This window comes from Natribaculum luteum (assembly GCF_023008545.1).
In the GTDB taxonomy this organism is placed as follows: Archaea; Halobacteriota; Halobacteria; order Halobacteriales; family Natrialbaceae; genus Natribaculum; species Natribaculum luteum.
The window spans coordinates 1572273-1595144 of record NZ_CP095397.1; the positions used below are offsets into that span (position 1 = coordinate 1572273).

General features: G+C 66.5%; 20 protein-coding genes and 1 pseudogene. 10 read left to right on the top strand and 11 right to left on the bottom strand.

Annotated elements, in window-relative coordinates:
• The first annotated feature begins 31 nt into the window (after positions 1-31).
• The gene (locus tag MU558_RS08130; RefSeq protein WP_246974044.1) at positions 32-604 is read left to right on the top strand and encodes a cysteine hydrolase family protein; all 573 of its coding nucleotides are present in this window, start codon (positions 32-34) and stop codon (positions 602-604) included.
• Between the two features lie 29 nt (positions 605-633).
• On the opposite strand, the gene MU558_RS08135 is transcribed toward MU558_RS08130, so the two are convergent.
• On the bottom strand, positions 634-1092 hold the full coding sequence (locus MU558_RS08135) for a PaaI family thioesterase (protein WP_246974047.1): 459 nt from the start codon (positions 1090-1092) through the stop codon (positions 634-636).
• 166 nt (positions 1093-1258) lie between these two features.
• Here MU558_RS08135 and MU558_RS08140 point away from each other — a divergent pair, with 166 nt between their 5' ends.
• Positions 1259-2677, top strand: coding sequence for a serpin family protein (locus MU558_RS08140; protein ID WP_246974050.1), 1419 nt, complete (start codon positions 1259-1261; stop codon positions 2675-2677).
• A gap of 16 nt (positions 2678-2693) precedes the next feature.
• Here the strand turns inward: MU558_RS08140 and MU558_RS08145 are convergent, their stop codons facing one another.
• Entirely contained in the window at positions 2694-3551 is an 858-nt protein-coding gene (locus MU558_RS08145) for a DUF8155 domain-containing protein (RefSeq protein WP_246974053.1), read from the bottom strand.
• A 137-nt stretch (positions 3552-3688) separates the two neighbouring features.
• On the opposite strand from MU558_RS08145, the gene MU558_RS08150 reads away from it, so the two are divergent.
• Positions 3689-4396 (top strand): lipoyl protein ligase domain-containing protein, encoded by a 708-nt coding sequence (locus tag MU558_RS08150; protein WP_246974057.1) that lies wholly within the window; start codon positions 3689-3691, stop codon positions 4394-4396.
• Positions 4397-4468: 72 nt separating this feature from the next.
• The gene (locus MU558_RS08155; RefSeq protein ID WP_246974060.1) at positions 4469-4930 is read left to right on the top strand and encodes a DUF7529 family protein; all 462 of its coding nucleotides are present in this window, start codon (positions 4469-4471) and stop codon (positions 4928-4930) included.
• Between the two features lie 25 nt (positions 4931-4955).
• Here MU558_RS08155 and MU558_RS08160 read toward each other — a convergent pair whose 3' ends face one another.
• The 5 genes from MU558_RS08160 to MU558_RS23315 all read right to left on the bottom strand — a co-directional run bounded on the left by MU558_RS08160 (position 4956) and on the right by MU558_RS23315 (position 11625).
• Positions 4956-5309 (bottom strand): DUF7268 family protein, encoded by a 354-nt coding sequence (locus MU558_RS08160; RefSeq protein ID WP_246974070.1) that lies wholly within the window; start codon positions 5307-5309, stop codon positions 4956-4958.
• Between the two features lie 3 nt (positions 5310-5312).
• Complete coding sequence (locus tag MU558_RS08165) at positions 5313-6275, bottom strand: ABC transporter permease (RefSeq protein ID WP_246974072.1); 963 nt, start codon at positions 6273-6275, stop codon at positions 5313-5315.
• Positions 6272-7285 carry an ABC transporter permease gene (locus MU558_RS08170; RefSeq protein ID WP_246974074.1) on the bottom strand — a complete coding sequence of 338 codons (1014 nt, stop codon included), beginning with the start codon at positions 7283-7285 and terminating at the stop codon, positions 6272-6274. The genes MU558_RS08165 and MU558_RS08170 overlap by 4 nt, the downstream gene beginning before the upstream one ends.
• Before the next feature lie 59 nt (positions 7286-7344).
• Positions 7345-9024: an ABC transporter substrate-binding protein gene (locus tag MU558_RS08175; RefSeq protein ID WP_246974076.1), complete on the bottom strand. Its 1680-nt coding sequence runs from the start codon at positions 9022-9024 to the stop codon at positions 7345-7347.
• A gap of 138 nt (positions 9025-9162) precedes the next feature.
• On the bottom strand, positions 9163-11625 hold the full coding sequence (locus MU558_RS23315; RefSeq protein ID WP_345781510.1) for an ABC transporter ATP-binding protein: 2463 nt from the start codon (positions 11623-11625) through the stop codon (positions 9163-9165).
• An 89-nt stretch (positions 11626-11714) separates the two neighbouring features.
• On the opposite strand from MU558_RS23315, the gene MU558_RS08190 reads away from it, so the two are divergent.
• Positions 11715-12260, top strand: a complete 546-nt coding sequence (locus tag MU558_RS08190) for a DUF7529 family protein (protein WP_246974079.1) — start codon at positions 11715-11717, stop codon at positions 12258-12260.
• Between the two features lie 83 nt (positions 12261-12343).
• On the opposite strand, the gene MU558_RS08195 is transcribed toward MU558_RS08190, so the two are convergent.
• From MU558_RS08195 to MU558_RS23160, 3 genes are all read right to left on the bottom strand, one after another.
• Positions 12344-13021, bottom strand: coding sequence for a DUF5806 family protein (locus MU558_RS08195; protein WP_246974084.1), 678 nt, complete (start codon positions 13019-13021; stop codon positions 12344-12346).
• Between the two features lie 77 nt (positions 13022-13098).
• On the bottom strand, positions 13099-15030 hold the full coding sequence (locus MU558_RS08200) for a beta-propeller domain-containing protein (protein WP_246974087.1): 1932 nt from the start codon (positions 15028-15030) through the stop codon (positions 13099-13101).
• Positions 15031-15073: 43 nt separating this feature from the next.
• Entirely contained in the window at positions 15074-15199 is a 126-nt protein-coding gene (locus MU558_RS23160; RefSeq protein WP_265781579.1) for a hypothetical protein, read from the bottom strand.
• A 29-nt stretch (positions 15200-15228) separates the two neighbouring features.
• On the opposite strand from MU558_RS23160, the gene MU558_RS08205 reads away from it, so the two are divergent.
• The 4 genes and pseudogenes from MU558_RS08205 (at position 15229) to MU558_RS08220 (ending at position 19349) form a co-directional block, all read left to right on the top strand.
• Complete coding sequence (locus MU558_RS08205; RefSeq protein WP_246974090.1) at positions 15229-16371, top strand: thiolase family protein; 1143 nt, start codon at positions 15229-15231, stop codon at positions 16369-16371.
• A gap of 195 nt (positions 16372-16566) precedes the next feature.
• Positions 16567-16818: pseudogene (locus MU558_RS08210) on the top strand (hypothetical protein); the annotation flags it as partial.
• A 186-nt stretch (positions 16819-17004) separates the two neighbouring features.
• Positions 17005-18759: a glycine--tRNA ligase gene (gene glyS, locus MU558_RS08215; RefSeq protein WP_246974092.1), complete on the top strand. Its 1755-nt coding sequence runs from the start codon at positions 17005-17007 to the stop codon at positions 18757-18759.
• The gene (locus MU558_RS08220; protein WP_246974094.1) at positions 18759-19349 is read left to right on the top strand and encodes a diacylglycerol/polyprenol kinase family protein; all 591 of its coding nucleotides are present in this window, start codon (positions 18759-18761) and stop codon (positions 19347-19349) included. Before glyS ends, MU558_RS08220 begins: the two co-directional genes overlap by 1 nt.
• A gap of 34 nt (positions 19350-19383) precedes the next feature.
• Here MU558_RS08220 and MU558_RS08225 read toward each other — a convergent pair whose 3' ends face one another.
• Positions 19384-20292 carry an AEC family transporter gene (locus tag MU558_RS08225; protein ID WP_246974884.1) on the bottom strand — a complete coding sequence of 303 codons (909 nt, stop codon included), beginning with the start codon at positions 20290-20292 and terminating at the stop codon, positions 19384-19386.
• 138 nt (positions 20293-20430) lie between these two features.
• On the opposite strand from MU558_RS08225, the gene MU558_RS08230 reads away from it, so the two are divergent.
• Positions 20431-22872 carry a DEAD/DEAH box helicase gene (locus MU558_RS08230; protein ID WP_246974096.1) on the top strand — a complete coding sequence of 814 codons (2442 nt, stop codon included), beginning with the start codon at positions 20431-20433 and terminating at the stop codon, positions 22870-22872.

Below are 22872 nucleotides of genomic sequence, written 5' to 3' on the forward strand. Positions count from 1 at the left end.
CGTTTTGGGAACAGCGTTCGTAGGATCGCGTATGCAACTCGAGCCAGACACCACCGCCGTCGTCGTCGTCGACATGCAAAACGGCTTCTGCCACCCCGACGGCTCGCTGTACGCCCCTGGCAGCGAGGCGGTCATCGAACCGATCGCCGAACTCGTCGAGCGGGCCCAGGATGCCGGCGCGACGATCGTCTACACGCGCGACGTCCACCCGCCCGAGCAGTTCGAGGACACCCACTACTACGACGAGTTCGACCGCTGGGGCGAGCACGTCCTCGAGGGCTCGTGGGAGGCCGAGATCGTCGAGGAACTCCCCGACGAGGAGGCCGACCTGATCGTCGAGAAACACACCTACGACGCGTTCCACGAGACCGAACTCGAGGGGTGGCTGAACGCCCGCGGTATCAAGAACCTCGTGCTCTGTGGCACGCTCGCGAACGTCTGCGTGCTCCACACCGCCGGCAGCGCCGGCCTGCGGGACTTCCGGCCGCTTCTGGTCCACGACTGTATCGGCGCGATCGAAGACGACCACCACGAGTACGCCCTAGAGCACGCCGACTTCCTGTTCGGCGAAGTCGTCGAGAGCGACGACCTCGAGTTCGTCTGACAACGTCGGTTGCGCTGGAACTGACGTACTCAATCCTCGCGGAACAACCGATACGCGCCCTGTCCGATCGCCACCTCCTTCGGCCCGTCGTCGGGCGTCGGACTCTCGACGACGACCTCGCTCACGCCGACGCTCGAGCCCGCACGAATCACGGTCGCCGTCGCGGTGAGGTCGCCCGTGGCCGGACGCAGGTAGTTGACGTTCAGGTTGATCGTCGCGACGCCGGCGGCGAACGGCTCCTCGAGTTCGGTCCGCAGCGCCAGGCCGCCGACGGTGTCGACGAGCGTCGCGGCGACCCCGCCGTGGATGTCCGGCGTGCCGTCTGCCGTCGGTCGGACGTTGGTGAGCTTCTCGTCGTAGGGGACCGTCATCGTCATCGTCCCCTGGTCGACGTCGTCGACGGTCGCGCCGAGCCACGAGAGGAACTCGTGGTAGTCGTCGATGTACTCCTGGAGGAACGTCTCGAGTCCGTCGAACTCGTCTGTCATGTTCGCCTGTCTGCGAGCCAGCGGTTTGTGTGCGTCGCTTGCCGCGTCTCGCCCGTTGACTGGCGTTTACTCGGCTGGCCGGCGGGTGAGAGACGTGCTGACCCCACGCTAAAGCGCGCGTTTCACTCTACAGAAAGCGTTTATTTCGATTCGACGACGTTCGCGTATGTCGACTGACAGACGAACCGTCCTGGCGCTGACTGGTGCGTTGCTGGCCGGCGCTGCTGGTTGTCTCGGCGACGATCCCGACAGAACGGAAGACGAGCCGAACGAGAACGGGAACGGAAACGGAACCGGTGACGGCTTCGGCGAGTACGACGCCCCCGAGTTCCCCCAACTCGAACTCGTGACCGACCCCGAGATCGGCGACGACGCACTCGCCACGCAGGTCCGCGGCAACGTCGCGTTTTCGCTGGACTTGCTCGAGGAGTTGCGAGCCGACAGTCCCGACGAGAACCTCTTTTTCTCCCCGTACAGCGTCTCCGTGGCGCTCGCGATGACCTACGCCGGCGCACGCGGCGAGACGGCCGCGGAGATGGCCGACGCACTGCGGTACGAACTCGAGGACGGCGACCTCCACCCCGCCTTCGGTGCACTCGAGGCGGAGTTCGCCCGCCGTAACGAGGACGGCGAAGCGCGTGGTGCCTCGAATGGCGAGCGGACGGCGTCCGCGAGTGACGACCAGGAGGGCGACGACGGCCCCGCGTTCCAGTTTACGACCGCCAACTCCCTGTGGGGTCAGGACGGGTACCCGTTCCGCGAGGACTTCCTCGACCTGCTCGAGGCCTACTACGGCGCGGGGATGCAACTGGTTGATTTCTCGGGGGGTCCCGACGAGGCGCGCCGGCAGATCAACGAGTGGGTCGAAGCACAGACGAACGATCGGATCGAGGACCTGCTCCCACAGAACTCGATCGACGCCTCGACCAAGCTCGTCCTGACGAACGCGATCTACTTCGTCGCACGCTGGAAGTACCCCTTCGCCGAGGACGAGACCGAACCCCGGACGTTCACCGGTCTCGACGGCCAGCAGACGGACGTCGAGACGATGCACCAGTCGATCGAGGTGCCCTACGCCGAGGTCGACGGCCACCAGCTGGTCGAACTCCCGTACGTCAACGACGACACCAGCATGGTGATCGTGCTGCCGGCGGACGGCGAGTTCGAGGAGTTCGAGGCGACGTTTACCGTCGACCGGCTGGCGACGATGCTCGGAGAGACGTCGGTTCCGGAGGTCGACCTCGCCCTCCCGAAGTTCGGCGTCGAGTCGAATTTCAGCCTCGTCGAGGTCATGCGGCGACTCGGCATGGAGCGGGCGTTCGGTCCCGGTGCGGACTTCAGCGGGATGACCGACGACGGCGACCTGTTCGTGAGCGAAATTATCCACCAGAGCTTCGTCGAGGTCGACGAACGCGGCACCGAGGCGGCGGCAGCGACGGCCGTCGCCATGGAGGACAGCGCGCCGATGGAGCACGTCGAGATGACCGTCGACCGACCGTTCCTCTTCTATATCCGGGATCGACCGACCGAGACGCCGCTGTTCGTCGGTCGGGTCGTCGACGGGGCGACGTTACAGGAGAACTGACGGCCCACGCGACTCGTCACGCCGACTCGAGGCGAACCCGCACCCGCTGGCCGACCTCGAGCGGCCGATCCGGACAGATCAGCTTCGCCCCGAAGTCGGCGTCTCGAGCGCAGAACAAGGACAGCCCGGTGATCGGCTCGCCGTCGACCGTCACGGTCACGTCGTCCCACGTGACGGTCCGGTCGCTGGCGACGCCGAGTCGGTCGCCGTTCAGCGAAACCGGTCCGTCCGTCCCGTCGAGCAGCCCGCCGCCGTCGTAGTGCGGGAGGCCGCCGTCGAGGACGCCGCCGCCGTCCGCGCGGACGCCGACGAACTCGGTGCCTGGATTCGGGTGGACCGGCGCGTCGAGAGCCGCGTAGGTCTCGCCGGTCGCGACGACCGTCCCCGTTCCGTCCCACTCGAGCGGACGCACCGCGACGCCGGGGTCGATGGGAAGCGACCCCGACGCCCGGTAGGGGTTCTGTTCCGGTCGGCGGAAGCCGACGTGGAGGTGGTTGTCGACCCACGGGGCGAAGAAGCCGGCGCGGACGAGCGTGCCGAGTCGCTGACCCCGTTCGATCCGGTCGCCCGCCTCGACTGTGGGGTCGACGTGGAGGATGCGGGCGGTCAGCCCCGCGACGGACGCGGGTTCCGAACACTCGAGTACGATCAGGTGGTCGTGTGCCGGTGCGTACGGCTTCGGCGGCGCACGGACCGTCTTCGTCTCGAGGACGGTCCCGGCGACGGGGCTCGGGGCCGCGGTCGTCCGTCCGTCGGTCGGCGTTCCGGGATAGAGGTCGACCGCTCGCCCCTCGTCGTGAGCGGAATACGGCGAGTTGTACAGCGTGAACCGTTCGTACTGTCCCAGAATCTCCTCGCCGAGCGTGACGGCCATCGATGTCGCTGGTCGGTTGCGAGGACGTTTATACTCCCGGATACCGGTCCGTGACTGCCCGATCGCGTCTCGCGTGCGATCGGTGTGTGAACCGTGGTATCCGGCAGTATTTGGTCCGTCGGCTCCAACCGCCTGCCATGCCCGCACGCGTCTTCCGGGGTCGGGCCGGAACGATCGACGCCGACCGCGAGGTCAGCGAGCGACTGCTCGACGTCGCCGCGGCCGGCGACCCCGCGATTCGCGTCTGGATGCCCCACCGCCAGGTCGCCTTCGGCCGTCGCGACGCCTGCCTCGAGGGGTACGGCCGCGCACAGGACGTCGCCCGCGAGCGCGGGTTTCCGCCGGTCGAGCGCAGCGTCGGCGGTCGAGCGGTCGCCTACGACGGGGCGACGACGCTGGCGTTCGCCCGCGCGGAACCAGTCGCCGACTTCCGGCGCGGCACCGACGAGCGATACGAGCGACTGACGAGCGACGTCGAGTTCGCACTCGAGGACCTGGGCGTCGCACTCGAGCGCGGCGAACCCGCAGACTCGTTCTGTCCCGGAACCCACTCGCTGCAGGCCGGAGGCGTGGCCGCAGGCAAACTCGTCGGCATCGCCCAGCGCGTCCGCAGCGATGCCGCAGTCGCCTCCGGCATTCTGATCGTCGACGACCGGGAACTCGTCGACGTCCTCGAGGCGGTCTACGACGCGCTCGCGGTGCCGTTCGACCCGGACTCGGTCGGCAGCGTCGCGGCTGCGGGCGGGCCGTCCGACGCCGACCGCGTCCGCGAGGCGCTCGAGGACGCTCTCGTCGGCGGGCGGCAACGGGTCGCCGAACGCGTGGCCGTCGACGACCGATCCTGACGGAGGGAGGACAAGATTTTTCCCGCCGACCGTCCCCGACTCGAGCATGCACGGACGATCGGGAGGGAGTCGATGACCGACGACCCTCTGGAAGACGGTCCCGACACCGAACTGTGGGACGACCTGCTCGCGGATGCGGAAGCGTTCGCGACGGAATACCGCGAGGAGGGGTGGGAAGTCCTCACCGTCCAGCCGAGCGACGTCTCGCTCGCCGCGGACGACGATCGGATCGGCCTCGTCGTCTTCGTTTCCGACGACGAGTACGACGACCTCGAGGCGGTCGTCGAACGCGAGGCCGCGTCGTTCGAGGCGGCGGAGGTCTACCGCCGGATCGCCGACGACACCGCTGCCGTCGTCGCGATCGAACTCGACGAACGGACCCAGACTGCGGTCGTCGTTCCGATGCAGTACTCCCTTTCGCAGGTCGCGTCGCCGCTCGAGGTGGACGACCTCCTCGTTCACGTTCGGCCCTCCTCGCTCGAGAACTGGGTGACGTTCTCGCACGACGATCCGTCGTTGTTTTTCCCGGACTGACCGGTGGCCGACCGGTCGCGATCGGTCACGCGATCGCGGTCGCGATCGAGACACCGACCATCCCGCCCAGGCCGAACGCACAGAGCAACAACATTGCCCGGCGGGACTTCGCTTCCGTCCAGTCGCTGCCGGTCTCGAGGTGTCGGTGTGCGGCCTCGAGGCCGCGCCCGGCCAGGACGGCGGTCGACCAGCCGAGCAACGCGGCACCGAAGACCAGCGCGCCGAGCGAGAACACCCGTGCGCTCGCGTCGGCGTCGGTTCCGACCGCGAGCGCGACGACCGTCACTGCGCCGGCGACCGCACCTACGGCGAACATCGCACCGAGTCGAGAGAGCGGGGGATGCGGCGATTCGGCGCCTGCGGGGCCGTCTGCGTCCATCGATCAGTCGACGGCCTCGCGCATCCGCGGATCGAGCGCGTCGCGCATCCCGTCACCCAGCAGGTTGAACCCGAGCACGGTGAGCGCGAGCAACAGGCCGGGGAAGAACGACCACCACCAGTGGCCTGACAACAGCCCCTGTTCGACGCCGTTCGAGAGCATCAGCCCCCAGGAGGGCGTGCCAGCGGTCGCCCCGAAGCCGAGAAACGAGAGCGCGGCGATGTCGATGATCGCCAGCCCGTAGTTCAGCGTACTCTGGACGGTGATCGGCGCGATGGCGTTCGGCAGGACGTGTCTGAGGATGACGCGCCTGTCGCGTGCGCCGAGCGAGACCGTCGCCTCGATGTACTCGTCCTCGAGTACCTTCAACGCGGCACCGCGAACGACACGGGCGAACCGCGGCGTGTAGACGAGCGTGAGCGCGATGACGGCCTTCCAGAGGCCGGCACCGAAGATGGCTACGAGCGCGAGCGCGAGCAGCAGGCTGGGAAACGCCAGCAGGACGTCCATCGTCCGCATGATGAGGTTGTCGATCCAGCCGCCGTAGTAGGCCGCGATGGTCCCGAGGCCGACGCCGAGTGCGGTCGACGCGGCGACCGTGATCGTCCCGTACTTCAGCGCCAGCCACGCGCCGTAACGAACGCGGTCGAAGATGTCCCGTCCCTGGATGTCGGTCCCCATCGGGTGTGCACAGGAACCGGCAGACTGGATCGCCGCGATCGCGCTGCGTTCGCCACATGGCCCCTCCATCGACGGGTTCGTCCCGAGCTGGGTGGCCGTGATCGCCTCGAGGTCGAGGAACAGTCGCGCCTGCACCGCGACGACGACGATCAGCAGGATGATCCCCAGTCCGAGGAGGGCGAGGCGGTTCGACAGCAGCTCGGAGAGAAACGGCGACTGGCGGAGTCGCTCGAAGAACCCTCGGCGGTACTGGTCTGTTCGTTGAGAGGTAGTTTCGGAGCTCATTGGTCAATCCTCGGATCGAGTATCGAGTAAGTGACGTCGACGCCCAGGTTCACCAGCGTAAACAGGAACGCAAACAGCAGGACGGTCCCCTGGACGAGCGGGTAGTCGCCGACACTGATCGCGTCGACGAGCAGGATACCGATGCCCGTGATATTGAACACCGTCTCCGTGAGGACGGCCCCGCCGAGCAGGGAGCCAAACTGGATGCCGATGATGGTGACCACCGGAATCAGTGCGTTCCGGAAGCCGTGTTTCATGACCGTGATCTTCGCCCCCTGGCCTTTCGCGCGGGCGGTCCGCATGTAGTCCTGGCGGATCACCTCGAGCATCGACGAGCGCATCATCCGGGAGATCAGCGCCATCGAGTAGACGCCGATCACCAGCGAGGGCAACAGCATGTGCTGGACGGCAGAGAGGAAGGCGTCGAGGTTTCCGGACAGCAGCGCGTCGACGGTGATCAGCCCGGTCACCGCATCGATCGAGTAATTACTCGAGATGCGCCCGCTGGTCGGGAGCACGTCGAGCACCGTTGCGAACACCAGGATGAGCAGCGGCCCGCTCCAGAAGATCGGGATGCTGATCCCGGTGAGCGCGCCGATTCGGGTCAGGTGATCCGTCACGGAGTCCTGTTTGACGGCGCTTAAAATGCCAAGCGGGATCCCGAAGACGATCCCCGCGAGCTGTCCGTAGATGGCCAACTCGAGGGTGACCGGGAACCGATAGCGCAACACGTCGGTCACGGGCGTTCCCCTGCGAATGACGTAGGAGTTACCGAAGTCGAGCTGGATTGCGTTCCAGAGGAATCGCCCGTACTGGACGTAGATCGGATCGTTCAGTCCGAGGTCGTTCTCGATCTGGCGGACGAACTCCTCGGAGGCGCGCTGTCCGGCGATCGTCCGGGCCGGATTCCCCGGCGACAGATGGAGGATGGCGAAGACGACCGTGGCCACTCCCAGCACGACCGGAACGAGCAAGAGCAGCCGCTTGAGCAGAAATCGCTTACTAATCATGTGCTACCTGTCGTCGTTACGTACGTTCATACTGAACTAGCAGTTGCTCGGTTCGACCGTTACTCCCCGAGCTCGACGAGGTTGAGGAACGGGCCGCCGATCGCCTCGATGACGTAGCCGTCGACGCGTTCGTGTACCCCGCGGAGCTCTTCCGTGTGGGTCATGAAGACCCACGGCGCTTCCTCGTGGACGATGTCGGCGGCCTCGAGGTACATCTCCTCGCGCTCGGCCTCGTCGTAGGTCTGCTGGGCGTCGGTGACGAGTTCCATGAACTCGGTGTTCGCCCATGCCGATCGACTGCCGTCGTTGTATCCTTCGGCGTCGAAGCTCACCCAGTCCTGGCCGTCCGGGACGTCCTCGACGGCGACGCCGGGGTGGAGCAGCGGACTGTAGAAGTTGTCCGGGTCGGCGTTGTCGGAGATCCAGCCGAGGAAACAGGCGTCGTGTCTCCCTTCCGCGGTGTAATCGAGATACGCGTCCCACGTGGACTGTTCGTTGATCTCGACGTCGATACCGACGTCGGCGAGGTTCGAGCGAACCGTCTCTGCCGTCTGGACCGGCGAGGCGAAGTACGGCCGCGGGTTCGTCATCGTCGCGAGCTCGAACGAGAAGCCGTCTCCGAGGTCGGCCTCGTCGAGCAGTTCCTGGGCCCGATCGGTGTCGTACTCGTAGGGGTCGAGGTCCTCGTTGTGGCCCATCACCGTCGGGGGCAGCGGCTGACTGGACTGGATCGCCAGGCCGCGGTAGATGTTCTCGACGATCGCCTGGGTGTCGATCGCGTGGCTGATCGCCTGACGGACCCGCCTGTCACGGAACTCCTCGACGCGGTCCATGTTGAACGCCATGTAGCCGATGGTCATCCCAGGGGTGCGCTCGAGGGCGGCGTTGTCGTAGCCCTCGATGACGTCCGACTGGGCGGCACCGACGCCGTCGATGATGTCCACCTCGCCGTTGCCGAGTGCCTGGGCGCGCGAGGAGTTCTCGCCGATCGCCTCGAAGACCAGTTCGTCGACCGTGGGTGTCTCACCCCAGTACTCCTCGTTCGGCGACAGCCGGATGCGCTGGTTGCCGGTTTCCCAGGTGTCGAACGTGAACGGGCCGGTGCCGATCGGATCGGTTCCGAAGTCGTGGTCGTTCTCGATCTCGCTTTTCGGCAACACGGCCATCGCGAACACGGCGAGCGAACGGAGGAACGGCGCGTAGCGCTTCCCGAGTTCGATCTCGAGTTCGTAGTCGCCGGTCGCCTCGACGGACTCGACCGGACCAAAGAGGTACGGACCGTAGAACGACTGGGTCGCTCCGTCCTCTTCCTCGTCTCCCGTTCCGATGAAGTAGTCGTACTCCTCGTCGACGAATCGGCGGTACGTGGCGATGAAGTCCTCGGCCGTGAGTTCGTCGCCGTTGCTGAACGTCACGCCCTCGCGAAGCGTGAGCGTGGTCGTGGTCTCTTCGAGGCCGTAATCCTCGGCGAGACCCGCGACCAGGGTGGACTCGCCGGCTTCGAAGTGGACGAGCCGATCGTACACCTGGTTGATGACCTTCGCGTCCTCGCCGGAACTGGTCGCCTGCGGGTCGAGCGTCGCCGAGTCCGCCCCGCGGCCGTACACGAGGAGCCCATCGCTGCTCCCGCCGTCGTCGCTGTCGTCGCCGCCCAGACATCCCGCGACGGCCATCGTCGCTGCAGCACCACCGGCCGCCTTCAGAACGGACCGACGATCTACTGTAGGTTCCTGTGACATACACTCACAAGTGTAGTAGTGACATTATAATAGTATCGGATCGACCTCGCTCGAAACCGCAGTACACGCCGGTCATCGTCGGGAAGAACGTCCGGTTACACCCTCGAGAAGTCCGATCGCTACCTGTCCTCTCTCCCGTCAAATATTGTCTAGATGGCAAGCGGCGGGGTGAACGTCTTCCTCGAGCGAGGGCTGCTCACGTTCACAGACCGACTCGAACTCCTCGCGAAGCAGGGTGGCCGCGTCGTCCCACTGATCGGCCAGCAGGAGGTCGACCGCCTCGCTGATCGTCGCCTCGACGTCGGCCGGCAGCGGTTCGTCGAAGAACCTGTCGACGACGGCAGCCCCGTTCGGTTCGCCGCCGTCGGCGACCGCCTCGACGTCGGCGGGTTCGGTGGACTCCTCGCCGTGAGCGTAACTCTCGAGGGCGAGATTCCCGTCCTCGACTCGGTCCCGGAAGTTCATCACCTCGCGGTAGGCCGCCTGGTCGACGTCGAGATCCGCCGGCGGGATGACCTTCGGACAGCGGGTCCGGAACCGACAGCCAGATGGCGGGTCGATCGGACTCGGAACGTCGCCCTCGAGGATGATCCGGTCCCCGTCCGCACTCGGGTCGGGTTCGGGAACCGACGAGAGCAACGCCCGGGTGTAGGGGTGTCTGGGATCGTCGAACAGTTCGTCGGTCTCGGCGATCTCGACGACCTCGCCGAGGTACATCACGGCGACGCGATCGGAGATGTGCCGGACCACCGAGAGGTCGTGGGCGATAAAGAGGTAGGTGAGATCGAACTCCTCCTGGAGGTCCTCGAGCAGGTTGATGATCTGTGCCTGCACGGAGACGTCCAGCGCCGAGACGGGTTCGTCGGCGACGATGAAGTCGGGGTCGACCGCGAGCGCCCGCGCGATGCCGACGCGCTGGCGCTGGCCGCCGGACATCTCGTGGGGGTAGCGACTCCGCTGGGAGACGTCGAGTCCGACGGCCTCGAGCAGTTCGTCGACCCGCTCCTGGCGGCGTTCGCGCTGGGAGCGGTCGTCGCCCGCCTCGGATTCGGGCAGCCCGTGGACCTTCAGGGGCTCGGCGATGGTCTGGGCGACCGTCATGCGGGGGTCGAGCGACGACATCGGATCCTGGAAGATCATCTGTATGTCCTTTCGTCGCTCCCGCAACGCGTCGTCGTCGAGGTCGGCGAGGTCCGTCCCCGAGAAGACGACGGTTCCGTCCGTCGGCTCGAGGAGCCGCAGGATCGTCCGTCCCGTCGTCGACTTCCCACACCCGGACTCGCCGACCAGTCCCAGCGTCTCGCCCTCGTAGATGTCGAAGCTCACACCGTCGACGGCCTTGACGTGGCGCTGCTCGTCGCCGAGCCAGCGATCGAGGACGCCTTCGGCCTGCGAGAAGTGCTTTTTCATCCCCTCGACGGAGACGAGCGTCTCGTCGAAACTCGCCTCGGTCCTCGCGGCGATTCCGTCGTGTTCGTCCGCGTAGACCTGCTCGTCGAACTCCTCGTGGATGCACTTCGCGTGGTGGTCGACGCCCTCCGGACCGTGCTGGCGGTCGGGTACCTCGGCGCGACACGCCGGTTCGGCCCACGGGCACCGATCGGCGAAGTGACACCCTTCCGGCAGGTCGATCAGGTCGGGGACGTTCCCCTCGATCGGCGTGAGTCGCTCCTTGTCCTCGGTGGGGATCGACTCGAGGAGCGCGTAGGTGTACGGGTGCGAGGGATTCTCGAAAATCTCCTCGACCGGTCCCTCCTCGACGATCTCGCCGGCGTACATCACGGCGACCCGGTCGCAGGTCTCGGCGACGACGCCGAGGTCGTGAGTGATAAATAGCACGGACATCCCCAGCTCGTCTTGCAACTCGTTTACGAGGTCGAGGATCTGCGCCTGGATGGTCACGTCGAGTGCCGTCGTCGGCTCGTCAGCGATGAGCAAGCGCGGCCGACAGGCCAGCGCGATGGCGATGAGCACGCGCTGGCGCATCCCGCCGGAGAACTCGTGGGGGTACTGGTCGATCCGGGACTCGGCTTCGGGGATGCCGACCTGCTCCAGAATGTCGACGGCCTCGGCCAGGGCTTCCTCCTCGACGTCGTCGCGGCCGATCGACGGCGCGACCTCGCGAACCGCGTTCAACCAGTTGTCCGACCGCTGGCGGTCGTACTGGTGCAACAGCAGGCTCTCGGCGACCTGCTCGCCGACGGTCACGGCCGGGTTGAGCGACGTCATCGGATCCTGGAAGATCATGCTCATCTCGCTGCCGCGGATCTCCCGCATCGCCGGTTCGGGTGCCGCCGTCAGGTCGACCCGTCCCGCGTCGACGTCCACGAACTCGGCGGCGCGATCCGAATACGACTCCATGAGCCGGTCGGCGAGGGCGGCGTCGTGGAACTCGACCGACCCACCGACGATCTCGCCGGGATCGTCGACCAGTTGCATCGCCGAGAGGGCAGTCACGCTCTTGCCACTGCCCGACTCGCCGACCAGTCCGACCGTTTCCCCTTCCCGGATCGTCAGGTCGATCCCGTCGACCGCCTTGACCGTTCCGCGATCCGTCCGGAAGTGGGTCTGCAGGTTCGAAAGAGAGAGTAAGGACGTCACTACAGCCGTGAATGTGGTCTGTGAACTAATATCTTTATTTTCCACCCGTGAGAGGAATGCTTTTGACACTCGCACGTCCCTGACTGGACATGAACAGCGCGGGACTGCCGGACGCCGTTCTCGAGCAGTGGGAGGCGTTCGTCGACGACGTCGAGGCGACTGCCGACCAGTATCGCGACGAGGGGTGGTCGGTGCTTCAACTCCACCCGGGAGACGTGACGCCACAGCCGGGCCCCCAGGACCGCCGCTTCGACGGGTCGACTGGCGGGGACGAGGGTCGCGACGAACGGCCGACGGACGAGGACGACCTCGAGCGCGTCGGCTTCGACGTGGTCGTCCCCGACGACGAGTTCGAGGACCTGGCGGGCCTCGTCGACGCTGGCTTCGAAGTCACGCGCTACGAACTCTACCGGGGCGACGGCGATGCGAGCGCGTTCTCGCTCGTCGTCGAACTCGACGAGTCGACCCGGCAGGCCGTGCTCGTCCCGCTGTACTACCAGCCCTCGGACGTGGCGACCCTCTCGCGGCTGGCCGACGAGCGCGGCGAACTCGAGACGCACGTCCGTCCGCTCTCGCGTCGTCGCGTGATCGCGTTCTCACACCGGGAGCCGGAGACGTTCTTCGGCGAGAACTGAGACTGTCGGTCGTGACTGTGGATGCAACCGCGAACCGTCGTGCGGTTGCGTCGGAGGTGACTCACAACCGTCGGTACGAGCGTTCAGCTCTCGAGATCGGCTTCCTCGCCTTCCTCACGCAGTTCCTTGCTCGCCTCCCGAACCTCTCGCATCACCGTCGAGATGCGCTCTTCGGCCTCGAGTTCTTCTTCGACGGAGAGGTCGACGCCCTCGACCTCGAGTAAGAACTTCGCGACCTCGGTGGCCTCGTACATCACGTCGTCGAGTTCCTCGGCGGTGAAGAAATCGCACATCGCGCCGTAGAGAAACGTCGCGCCGGCTTTCCGGACTTTCTCCTCGAAGCTCGCCCGGGCCTGGTTGACCGCCTGGGGGGTGTAGGTGTCGGTCATGAAGGGGACGAGTTCCGGCAGGTTCTCCCCGATCTTGGTCATCTCGACGCCGGTCTCGGTCCGGAAGTCGGAACAGAGCCGGGCGATGGCCCACTCGCGGGCCGTGACGTACGTTCGATCCCGGAGGAACTCGTTGACCCGCTCGTACTGTGCGCCATCCATCTTCTGGAAGCGGGCGTACTTCTGGACGTCCGCCGGGACCTCGTCGTCTGCGTCGACCGCGTCGGGGTCGGGGACGCCCGGCATCGGCCCGTCGTCGCCATCTGCGTTCGCAGTCGTCGCCGACTCGCTCGCCGCGTCGGTCCCATCGTCGTCCGGCGTGTCGTCACCGTCGTCGACCGTCTCCCGTTCCCGTGCCGCGTTCTCGTCCATAGGAACGTATTACGAAACCGACCGAATAAGGGTTGTCCTCGGCGGAGACGACGTTTGCCGTTCTGCTCGAGCGTCGACTACAGCTCGAGGTACGTCTCCTCCTCCCAGGTCGTCTCGTCGACGACCACGAGTTCGTCCTCGCCGAAGACGTAGAGGTAGTCGTCGAGGTAGGTCGCCCGCATCGCGGGGCCGTTCGTCTCGACGGTCGTCACTCGCTCGAGGCCGTCCTCGTAGGCGACGACGTGTCCACCCTCGCTGCCGGGGAGGAAGAACACGCCGTGGCGCTCGTCGATGAGGAAGGCGTTGTGTGACTCCCGGATCGCAGACCACCGGTCGTCGAGGACGAGGTCGTCTTCGACCACCGGATTCTCGGGGTCGGCGACGTCGAACGTGACGGCTTTCACCTGTCCGTCTTCCTCGCCGATGCCGAGCACGCGGTCGTCGCCGAGCGGGTGCATGTACGTCGAGAAGCCCGGCAGCTTGAGTTCGCCCTCGAGTTGCGGATTCTCGGGGTCGGAGACGTCGATCACGTGGAAGGGGTCGATCTGACGGAACGTGACGACGTAGGCCGTCTCGCCCTCGTAGCGCACCGAGTAGATGCGTTCGTCGACGCCCATGCCCGTCACGGAGCCGACGGTTTCGAGGTCGTCGTCGAGGACGTAGAGGTCGTTCTCGGCGTCGACGCCCGGCGCACGCACCGTCGTCGCGATGCGGAGGTGGCCGTCGTGTTCGTCCATCGACCACTGGTTCAGCGGCGTTCCGGGGACGGAACCGGCGGCGTCGACCGCCAGGTCGCCGTCGATGCCGACCTCGACGACGCCAGTCCGGCTGAACTGGCGCAGGTTCTCGGTCGCGTACGACTCCCAGGCCTCCTCGAGGTCGCGCTCTGCAGTCCGGCGTTCGCTGCGCTCGAGGCCGGCGCGCCAGTCGTCGAGAACCGCCCGGATCTCGGCGCGCGTCGCCGCCTCCGAGAGGTCGTACGAGCGCAGTTGCTCGAGGCGGTCGATCGCCTCGTCGTCCAGGTGAGCGCGGCCGTCGGAGAGCAGGAACTCGAGGCGGAGATCGGCACGCGAGGGTGCGTCGGCGTACGTGAGGTAGACCGCGTTCTCGGAGACGTAGGTCGCCGTCGTCCGCGAGGAGCCGAGGAAGCTGACCGCGTCCTCGACCTCGCCGCTTTCGGGATCGACACGCATCGTCGTGTAGACCGTGTTCGCGTCGTTTTGCTCGGTCGGGTAGTGGACGTCGGTGCACGCGACCTCGGGACCGTCGTCGCCGGCTGGCTCGATCGGACAGGGATCGTCCGGCGAGACGCGGTCCGCGACGACGAGATAGACGTCGCCGTCGTAGAGGCGCGCGGCCTCGACGTGGCCGTCGATCGCGGTGGTCCAGGTCCGCTCGGGGTCGGACCGGTCTGTCACGTCGTAGCCGTAGATCGCCGACCGTTTGAAGACGACGAGCGTGTCGTCGGCGAGCAACAGCTCTCCGCCCGTGTTGATCTCACCGATTACCGACGGATTGGCCGGCTCAGACGCGTCGACGACGGCCGTCGAGCCGAGCGTTCGGCGGTGTCGCCGATCGGCGTAGTAGATCGTCTCGCCGTCGGTCTTGAGTACGTCCGGTTCGTCGAGGGCCGCCTCTTGGACGTTCGTCTCGGCGTACCTGTCTGCGCCACCGCCGCTACTACTGGCCGCGGCGTCACCGTCGGCAGTCGTCGTCGCCCGGTCGCCTTCGGCCATCTCCTCTTCGACGGCGGCGTCGTCGGTCTCGATCGCGACGTCCGGCGTCTGGAACGTGGCCATCCCGCCCGAGGAACGGGAGTCGCGAAGGTAGGCGGCGAACTGTTCTCTCGAGTCGAATCGGTCGATCGTCGGGTCGTCGAAGGCCGTCGTACTCTCGGGGTCGTCCGCGGCGACCGGCGAGTCGAACCCGCCGGCGAACGCGAACCCCACCGTCGAGCCGACGACGAGGGCGACGAGGGCGATCGCCGCGAGCTGTCGATTGTCCGTCATCGTACTGACGTGCGAGAGCCAGTATCAAGGCGCTACCCCTAGCTCAAATAGTCATTTCACCCTCGTCCGCCGTCCGTCTCGCGTCGAACGAACGGCTCGCGTCTCGAGCGCCTTCGGGTCGCGAGAGCACCGTAAACTCCGTCCGCGTCACCTGCAGTTCTACCGCCATTTAAGTTCGTGAGGTTCGTTCGAGAGTGTATGACACAGACGCCAGTGATCGCGAAAGCGGTTCGCACGCCACAGGGGAGAGAAGACGGTGTCTTCGCCGACGTCCGCAGCGAGGACCTCTCGATCCCGCTGATCGACGAAATCCTCGCCGAGACCGGCCTCTCGAGCGAGGACGTCGACGACCTCATGTGGGGGGTCGCCCAGCAGCGCGACGAGCAGTCGAACAACCTCGCTCGCGTCATCGCGCTCCTGTCGGAGCTGGGCGAGTCCGTGCCGGCGACGACGATCAACCGCTGGTGTGCCTCCTCGATGCAGGCGATCATCTCCGCCTCCGACGCGATCCGCGCCGGCCAGCGCGAGTGCATCATCGCCGGCGGCGTCGAGAACATGTCGCGCGTCCCGATGGGCGAGGCCACCGGCTACCTCCACCCGGAACTCGCCGCGGAGTACAACGTCGCCGAACTCCAGATGGGGATGACCGCGGAGAAGGTCGCCGAAGAGTACGACGTCTCCCGCGAGAAACAGGACGAGTACGCCCTGCAGAGTCACCAGCGCGCCGCCGCCGCGACCGAGGAGGGCCGGTTCGACGACCAGATCGTCCCCATCGAGACCGACGACGGACTCGTCGAGGAAGACGAGGGCATCCGCCCCGACACCGACCTCGAGACGCTCGCCGGCCTGCCGACCGTCTTCAAGTCCGACGGGACGGTCACGCCCGGCAACGCCTCCCAGATATCCGACGGCGCGGCCGCCGTCCTCGTGACCAGCGAGGCGTTCGCGGAGGAACACGACCTCGAGATCATGGCCGAGGTCGGCTCGAACAACGTCGCCGGCGTCGATCCCACTGTGATGGGGATCGGTCCCGTTCCGGCGACGCGGGGCTTACTCGAGCGCACGGGCCGGGAGATCGACGACTACGACCTCGTCGAGTTGAACGAGGCGTTCGCGAGCCAGACCGTCTACTCGCGAGACGAGCTGGGTGTCGACCCCGAGAAGTTCAACGTCAACGGCGGCGCGATCGCACTCGGCCACCCGCTCGGGGCCTCCGGCGCACGCTTGCCCGTGACGCTGATCCACGAACTCCGCCACCGCGGCGGCGGCCGCGGACTGGCGACGCTCTGTGTCGGCTTCGGACAAGGTGCGGCGATCGACTTCGAAGTCCACGGCGAGTAGACGCCCGATCGTTCGCGTTTTGGTCCAGATTTTGCGAGGGAAGCCGCGACGCGGCTGACCGAGTCAAAAGGTGGTCGCGACAGGGAGCGGCGATCGACTTCGAGGTCCACGGCGAGTAGACGCTCGACTGTTCCCGCATCGATTCGCGTCTCGAGCGGGCAGTCGATTTACGGCCGATGGGTGCTAGCTACCATCATGAACGACGTACTGCTGTTGCTCGTCATCGTCGGGATTCCGCTCGCGTGGCTCGTCGGCCTCTCCGTGTTCACCTACTACGACGCGGGCAGAGTCGGGATGAGGCCCGAAAAGTGGGCCGCGATCGTTCTGCTGGTGCCGATCTTCGGCTTCTTCATGTACCTCTTCGAGCGCAGCGAACTGTCGTACGATGCGGAGTCTGATCCCTACGCCGGTGGTGCGTACAACGTCCACGAGTCGCGCGCCGACGACGAGGAGTAGCGACGAATACTTACTCGAGCCCGACTGCCACGCTACGAAAGTGACTTTTATACCGCGTTTCACGTTACGCGTACGTATGATCAGTATCGCCGAGCATCGTTCGCAGCGGTCGACCGACGAGCGGTCGAGCCGGTCGAACGGCCGCCGAACGAGTCCCGACAGCACCGTCGAGGTACGATGAGCGACGAACCGACGAACACGAGCGAGAAGCTGGTCGAACTCGCCAAGCGTCGCGGCTACTTCTTCCAGTCTGCGGGCGCCTACGGCGGCGTCGGCGGCTTCTACACCTTCGGACCACAGGGTGCCGCGCTGAAGGGCAACCTGGAGGACGCCTGGCGCGAGCGCTACGCCGTCGGCGAGGGGCACATGGAGATCGACGCGCCGACGATCATGCCCGAACCGGTCTTCGAGGCCTCGGGCCACCTCGAGGGCTTCGACGACATGCTCATCGAGTGTCCCGACTGTGGCCAGAGCCACCGCGCGGACCACCTCGTCGAAGACAACACCGAGTACGAGGACGCAGAGAGCCTCCCGATCCCGGAGGTCGAGGAGATCGTCGCCGAGTACGAACTCGTCTGTCCCTCCTGTGGTGCGGGGCTGGCGGGCGTCGCCGTCGAGAACTTCAACCTGATGTTCGCGACGAACATCGGCCCCGGCGACTCCCAGCCCGGCTACATGCGCCCGGAGACCGCTCAGGGCATCTTCGTCGAGTTCCCCCGGCTCAAGGAGTACGCCCGCAACCAGCTGCCGTTCGGCGTCACCCAGATCGGGCGCGCGTACCGCAACGAGATCAGTCCCCGGCGCTCCATTATTCGAACGCGGGAGTTCACCCAGGCCGAACTCGAGTTGTTCCTCGACCCCGAGGAGGACGAACCCGACCTCTCGGCCGTCGCCGACGTCGCGGTGACGCTGTATCCGGCGAGCGAGCAGCAGGCCGACGACGGCACGACCGTCGAGACGACGATCGGCGAGGCCGTCGACGACGGGACGATCGCCGACCCGTGGATCGGCTACTTCCTCGGCATCTCCCAGGAGTGGTACGAGTCGGTCGGCGTCGACATGGACCGGTTCCGGTTCCGCCAGCACCTCTCGGGCGAGCGCGCCCACTACGCGAGCGACTGCTGGGACGCCGAAAGCGAGATCGACGGCAACTGGATCGAGATCGCCGGCTTCGCCCACCGTGGCAACTACGACCTCTCGAAACACCAGGCCCACTCCGACGAACGGTTCACGATCTTCAAGCAGTACGACGAACCGAAGACCGTCGAGCGCGCCACCGTCGACCCCGACATGAGCTACCTCGGGCCGGAGTTCGGCGGCGACGCCGGCACGGTCGTCGAGAAACTCGAGGAACTGGCCGAACGCGACCGCGCGGCGTTTGACGGTGACACCGTCGAGATCGACCTCGAGGGCGAGACCCACGAGATTCCCGTCGAACGATGCGGCTTCTCCGTCGACGAGGAGACGATCGCCGGCGAACACATCGTCCCCAACGTCGTCGAACCCTCCTTCGGTGTCGACCGGCTCGTCTACACCGTCCTCCACCACGCCTACCGCGAGGACGAGGTCGACGGCGAGGAGCGGACCTACCTCGAGCTCGACCCCGAAGTCGCTCCGACCTTCGTCGGCGTCTTCCCGCTGCAAAGCGACGACGACCTCGAGCGGGAAGCCCAGGCGATCGCCGCCGAGTTGCGCGCCGAGGGTCTGTCGGTCACCTACGACGACTCGGGCAACATCGGCCGGCGCTACCGCCGCCAGGACGAGGTCGGTACGCCCTTCTGCGTGACGGTCGACTACGAGAGCCTCGACGACGAGGCCGTCACCGTACGCGAACGCGACTCGACAGCCCAGAAGCGACTGCCGATCGACGAGCTTCCGGAGACGCTCGCGGCGCTGCGGGCGGGCGACCTCGCGTTCGACGACCTCGAGTAATGGCCGACGAGCTCAAGCGCCGACTGGTCCACGCGAGCGGGTCCGGTCTGGTCGCGCTGTACTTGCTCGCGAACTACCTCGAGCTCCCGCTGTCGTGGGTCCGGTTCCAGGCACTCATGGTCGTCCTCGCGACCGGGACGCTCGTCCTCGAGTTCATCCGGCTGCGGATCGGCCTCGACTGGCGGCTCTACGACGTGCTCACCCGCGAGTACGAACAGGACAACCCGGCGGGCTACTGCCTGTACATGACCAGCATGGCGATCGTCGTCGTGATCTTCGATCCCCACGTCGCCCTCCCCGCAATGTTGATGCTCTCGCTCGGCGATCCGATCAGCGGCGCGCTGTCGGACGATCGGCTACGACAGATCAAGAGCCCGAAGGTGCTCGCCACGATGTTCGTCGTCTCGACGGTCATCGCCCTGCCGTTTCTCTACGACCGCCCCGTCGCCGCTGTCGCCGCCGCAGTCGGTGCGACGATCGCCGACGGCGTGACGCTCTCGGTTCGCACCTACATCATCGACGACAACCTGACGATCCCGATCTACGCCGCCGTGCTGGCCTGGGTCGCACTCGAGTTCGTCCCCGCATGAACGCGACCACGGACGACCGGATCGACGCGAACGTCTAGCCGACGAGTGTGATCAGAACGAACAGCGTCCCCATGGACGCGAGCGTGCTGGCGAAGACGTTCAGCGACGCGAACTCCGCGTCACCGCCGAGTTCGTTCGCGAAGACGAACGTCGAGACTGCAGTCGGCGTACCGAACATTACGACGGCGGCGGTGAACGTCGCGCCGTCGACGCCGAGCAGCGAGAAGACGGTCCACGCGAGGATCGGCATGCAGCCGATCTTGAGCGCGACGACGGAACTGACCGCGCCGAGGTCGATTGCGGGGAGATCGACCTCGAGTGCGGCCCCGACACAGAGCAGCGCGAGTGGCAGAGCGAACGACCCGAGGACGTCGAGGCCGGTGACGACGGGCGACGGTGGTGTGATTCCTGCCGTCCCGACGACGATACCGGCGATCAGCGCGATCAACACGGGATTCGTCGCGAGCCGTCCAAGCTCGCGTCCGAGCCGGGAGCTGGCGTCGTTTACGAGGACGAGAATCAGCACCGTCAGCGGCACCTGAACGAGCGAACCGACGCCGAGGATCACGCTCGCGATCGCGGTCACCTCGGCGTCGAACGTCGCGGCGACCAGCGGCAGGCCGAGGTAGCCGAGATTCGAGTGGTACGACTGGACGATAGCCACGCTCTGGCGCGGTCCCGACGAGCGATTTCCGTGCACGAGTCGGGCGACCCCCGCCGTCGAGAGCAGGACGAACAGGATCCCCGCCATCAGCGCCGGTGAGAGGAGTTCGCCGATCGCCTGGTCGTACGTCGAGACGAAGATGAGTGCCGGGAGGGCGACGTAGTAGGTGGTCGCGTTCAACTGGGCCGTCCGCCGCTCGTCGAGCACGCCCGACGTCCGCAGACCGGTCCCGACGAGCAACACGGCGAGCAGCGCCAGCAGTCGACCGAGGACCTCCATACTGCCCTCGAGTCGACTCGCCTTCTTACGCCGTTCGATCACGATTGCGGTGTGTGTGAACTCCTCGAATACGGCAGGATTTTCACTTTCACCGCGGTACGAGAACCCTTAACCGCGGCGCTCTCGAATCCTCCGCAAATGGCTACGACGGACGAGGAGGTCCCCACTATCGAGCATCCGCTGCTCGAGCCTGACTTCCTCGAGAGACGCCTCTACCAGCTGAAACTCGCGGGAACGGCGGCGAACGACCACACGCTCGTCTGTCTCCCCACGGGGCTGGGGAAGACGACGGTGAGCCTGCTGGTGACCGCCCGCAGGCTCGAGGAGGTCGGCGGCAAGTCGCTGATGCTTGCCCCCACGAAACCGCTCGTCTCCCAGCACGCCGACTTCTACCGGGAGGCCCTCCAGCTCCCCGACGAGGAGATCGTCGTCTTCACCGGCGACGTTAGCCCCGACGACCGCGCCGAACTGTGGGCGGAGGCGACGGTCGTGATGGCGACGCCGCAGGTGATCGAGAACGACCTCGTCGGCTCCCGGATCTCGCTTGTGGACGTGACCCACTGCACGTTCGACGAGTGCCACCGCGCGACCGGCGACTACGCCTACAACTACATCGCCGAACGCTACCACGCGGACGCCGATGATCCGCTCGTGACGGGAATGAGCGCCTCGCCCGGCGGCGACGAGGAAGCGATCCTCGAGGTCTGTGAGAACCTCGGCATCCACGAGGTCGAAGTGATGACCGAGGAGGACGCCGACGTCTCGGAGTACACCCACGACACCGACGTCGAGTGGGAGCGCATCGACCTCCCCGAGGAGGTCCTCGAGATCCGCGACGCGTTGAACGAGGTGATCACGGACCGTCTCGAGAAGCTCAAGGAACTCGGCGTCGCGCGGTCGACCCAGCCGGATCAGTCCCAGAAGGACCTCAACCGGATGCGCGCCGAGTTACAGCAACTGATCGAAAACGACCAGTCGGAGGGGTACAAGGGGATGTCCGTCCACGCGGAGGTGATGAAGCTCCGCCAGGCCGTGACACTGGTCGAAACCCAGAGCGTCGAGGCCGTTCGCCGGTACTTCGACCGCCAGCGCAACCAGGCTCGCAGTTCGGGCGCGTCGAAGGCGAGCCAGCGACTCGTCTCCGACCCGCGCGTCCGCGAGGCGATGCGCAGGGCGGAGTCGTTCGACCAGCTCCACCCCAAGTACCGCAAGACGCGGATGCTGCTGGCCGAGACCCTGGGCCTCGAGGGCGGCGAGCGCGTGATCGTCTTCACCGAGTCCCGGGATACGGCCGAGGCGCTGACGGACTTTCTCTCCGAGAGCTTCGACGCCAGACGGTTCGTCGGCCAGGGCGACCGGGAAGGGAGCGACGGCATGACCCAGAAACAACAACAGGAGGTCCTCGACGACTTCCGCGCGGGGGAGTTCGAGGTCCTGATCTCGACGTCGGTCGCCGAGGAGGGTCTGGACGTGCCGGAGGTCGACCTCGTGCTCTTCTACGAACCCGTCCCGACCGCCATCCGCTCGATTCAGCGCAAGGGCCGGACCGGCCGCCAGTCGGAGGGGCGGGTCGTCGTCCTGATGGCCGACGACACCCGCGACGAGGCGTACTTCTGGATCTCCCGACGACGCGAGAAGAAAATGGAGTCCGAACTGCGCGACCTGAAAGGGATGGCCGACGACCTGGAGGCGGAACTCGACGCGAGCCAGCAGTCGCTCGACGCGTTCGAGAGCGGGGCGAAAGTAGACGGTGACGGGGACGAATCGCTGGACGGAAGCACGGTCTCGAGTGGAAGCGAGGGGGTTCCAGGTCAGCCCGGGTTACAGGAGTTCGCCGACGCTGCTGCCGATCCAGACGATGGAGCCGACGCCACCGACGAGTCCGACGCCAGCGAAGGCGAGACGCCAGCGCCGAGCGGCGAGGGCGAGACGATCGAGGTCGTTGCCGACCAGCGCGAGATGGACGCCGACATCGCCCGCGACCTCTCGAGGCGCGACGAGATCGAGGTTCGCCTCGAGACGCTCGCGGTCGGCGACTACGTCCTCTCCGATCGCGTCGCCGTCGAACGAAAATCCGTCGCAGACTTCGTCGACTCGCTGGTCGGCGGCGACCGATCCGTCTTCGAGCAGGTCGGCGACATGGCCCGCCACTACTCGCGTCCGATCGTCGTCGTCGAGGGCGAGGGCCTCTACGAGCAGCGGGACGTCCACCCGAACGCGGTTCGTGGCGCGCTCTCGAGTCTCGCCGTCGACTTCGGCGCGAGCGTCTTGCGAACCGAGAGCGAGGCCGACACGACCGAACTGCTCGCGGTCGTCGCGGGCCGCGAACAGGACACCGCCGGACGGGCAGTCTCGGTCCACGGCGAGAAGCAGTCGAAGACGCTGGGAGAGCAACAGGAGTACGTCGTCTCCTCGATCGCCGACATCGGCCCCGTCACCGCCCGCTCGTTGCTCGCCGAGTTCGGGAGCGTCGAGGCGGTGATGACGGCCTCCGAGGAAGAGCTGATGGAAGCCGACGGCGTCGGGCAGGTGACGGCCGAACGGATCCGCGACGTCGTGGGAAGCGACTACGCCGGGTGA

Bases quoted from the DNA above. Each gene is read 5' to 3' on its own strand.
- MU558_RS08130 (WP_246974044.1), top strand. From the start codon at position 32: ATGCAACTCGAGCCAGACACCACCGCCGTCGTCGTCGTCGACATGCAA.
- MU558_RS08135 (WP_246974047.1), bottom strand. From the start codon at position 1,092: ATGACAGACGAGTTCGACGGACTCGAGACGTTCCTCCAGGAGTACATC.
- MU558_RS08140 (WP_246974050.1), top strand. From the start codon at position 1,259: ATGTCGACTGACAGACGAACCGTCCTGGCGCTGACTGGTGCGTTGCTG.
- MU558_RS08145 (WP_246974053.1), bottom strand. From the start codon at position 3,551: ATGGCCGTCACGCTCGGCGAGGAGATTCTGGGACAGTACGAACGGTTC.
- MU558_RS08150 (WP_246974057.1), top strand. From the start codon at position 3,689: ATGCCCGCACGCGTCTTCCGGGGTCGGGCCGGAACGATCGACGCCGAC.
- MU558_RS08155 (WP_246974060.1), top strand. From the start codon at position 4,469: ATGACCGACGACCCTCTGGAAGACGGTCCCGACACCGAACTGTGGGAC.
- MU558_RS08160 (WP_246974070.1), bottom strand. From the start codon at position 5,309: ATGGACGCAGACGGCCCCGCAGGCGCCGAATCGCCGCATCCCCCGCTC.
- MU558_RS08165 (WP_246974072.1), bottom strand. From the start codon at position 6,275: ATGAGCTCCGAAACTACCTCTCAACGAACAGACCAGTACCGCCGAGGG.
- MU558_RS08170 (WP_246974074.1), bottom strand. From the start codon at position 7,285: ATGATTAGTAAGCGATTTCTGCTCAAGCGGCTGCTCTTGCTCGTTCCG.
- MU558_RS08175 (WP_246974076.1), bottom strand. From the start codon at position 9,024: ATGTCACAGGAACCTACAGTAGATCGTCGGTCCGTTCTGAAGGCGGCC.
- MU558_RS08190 (WP_246974079.1), top strand. From the start codon at position 11,715: ATGAACAGCGCGGGACTGCCGGACGCCGTTCTCGAGCAGTGGGAGGCG.
- MU558_RS08195 (WP_246974084.1), bottom strand. From the start codon at position 13,021: ATGGACGAGAACGCGGCACGGGAACGGGAGACGGTCGACGACGGTGAC.
- MU558_RS08200 (WP_246974087.1), bottom strand. From the start codon at position 15,030: ATGACGGACAATCGACAGCTCGCGGCGATCGCCCTCGTCGCCCTCGTC.
- MU558_RS23160 (WP_265781579.1), bottom strand. From the start codon at position 15,199: ATGGCGGTAGAACTGCAGGTGACGCGGACGGAGTTTACGGTGCTCTCG.
- MU558_RS08205 (WP_246974090.1), top strand. From the start codon at position 15,229: ATGACACAGACGCCAGTGATCGCGAAAGCGGTTCGCACGCCACAGGGG.
- glyS (WP_246974092.1), top strand. From the start codon at position 17,005: ATGAGCGACGAACCGACGAACACGAGCGAGAAGCTGGTCGAACTCGCC.
- MU558_RS08220 (WP_246974094.1), top strand. From the start codon at position 18,759: ATGGCCGACGAGCTCAAGCGCCGACTGGTCCACGCGAGCGGGTCCGGT.
- MU558_RS08225 (WP_246974884.1), bottom strand. From the start codon at position 20,292: ATGGAGGTCCTCGGTCGACTGCTGGCGCTGCTCGCCGTGTTGCTCGTC.
- MU558_RS08230 (WP_246974096.1), top strand. From the start codon at position 20,431: ATGGCTACGACGGACGAGGAGGTCCCCACTATCGAGCATCCGCTGCTC.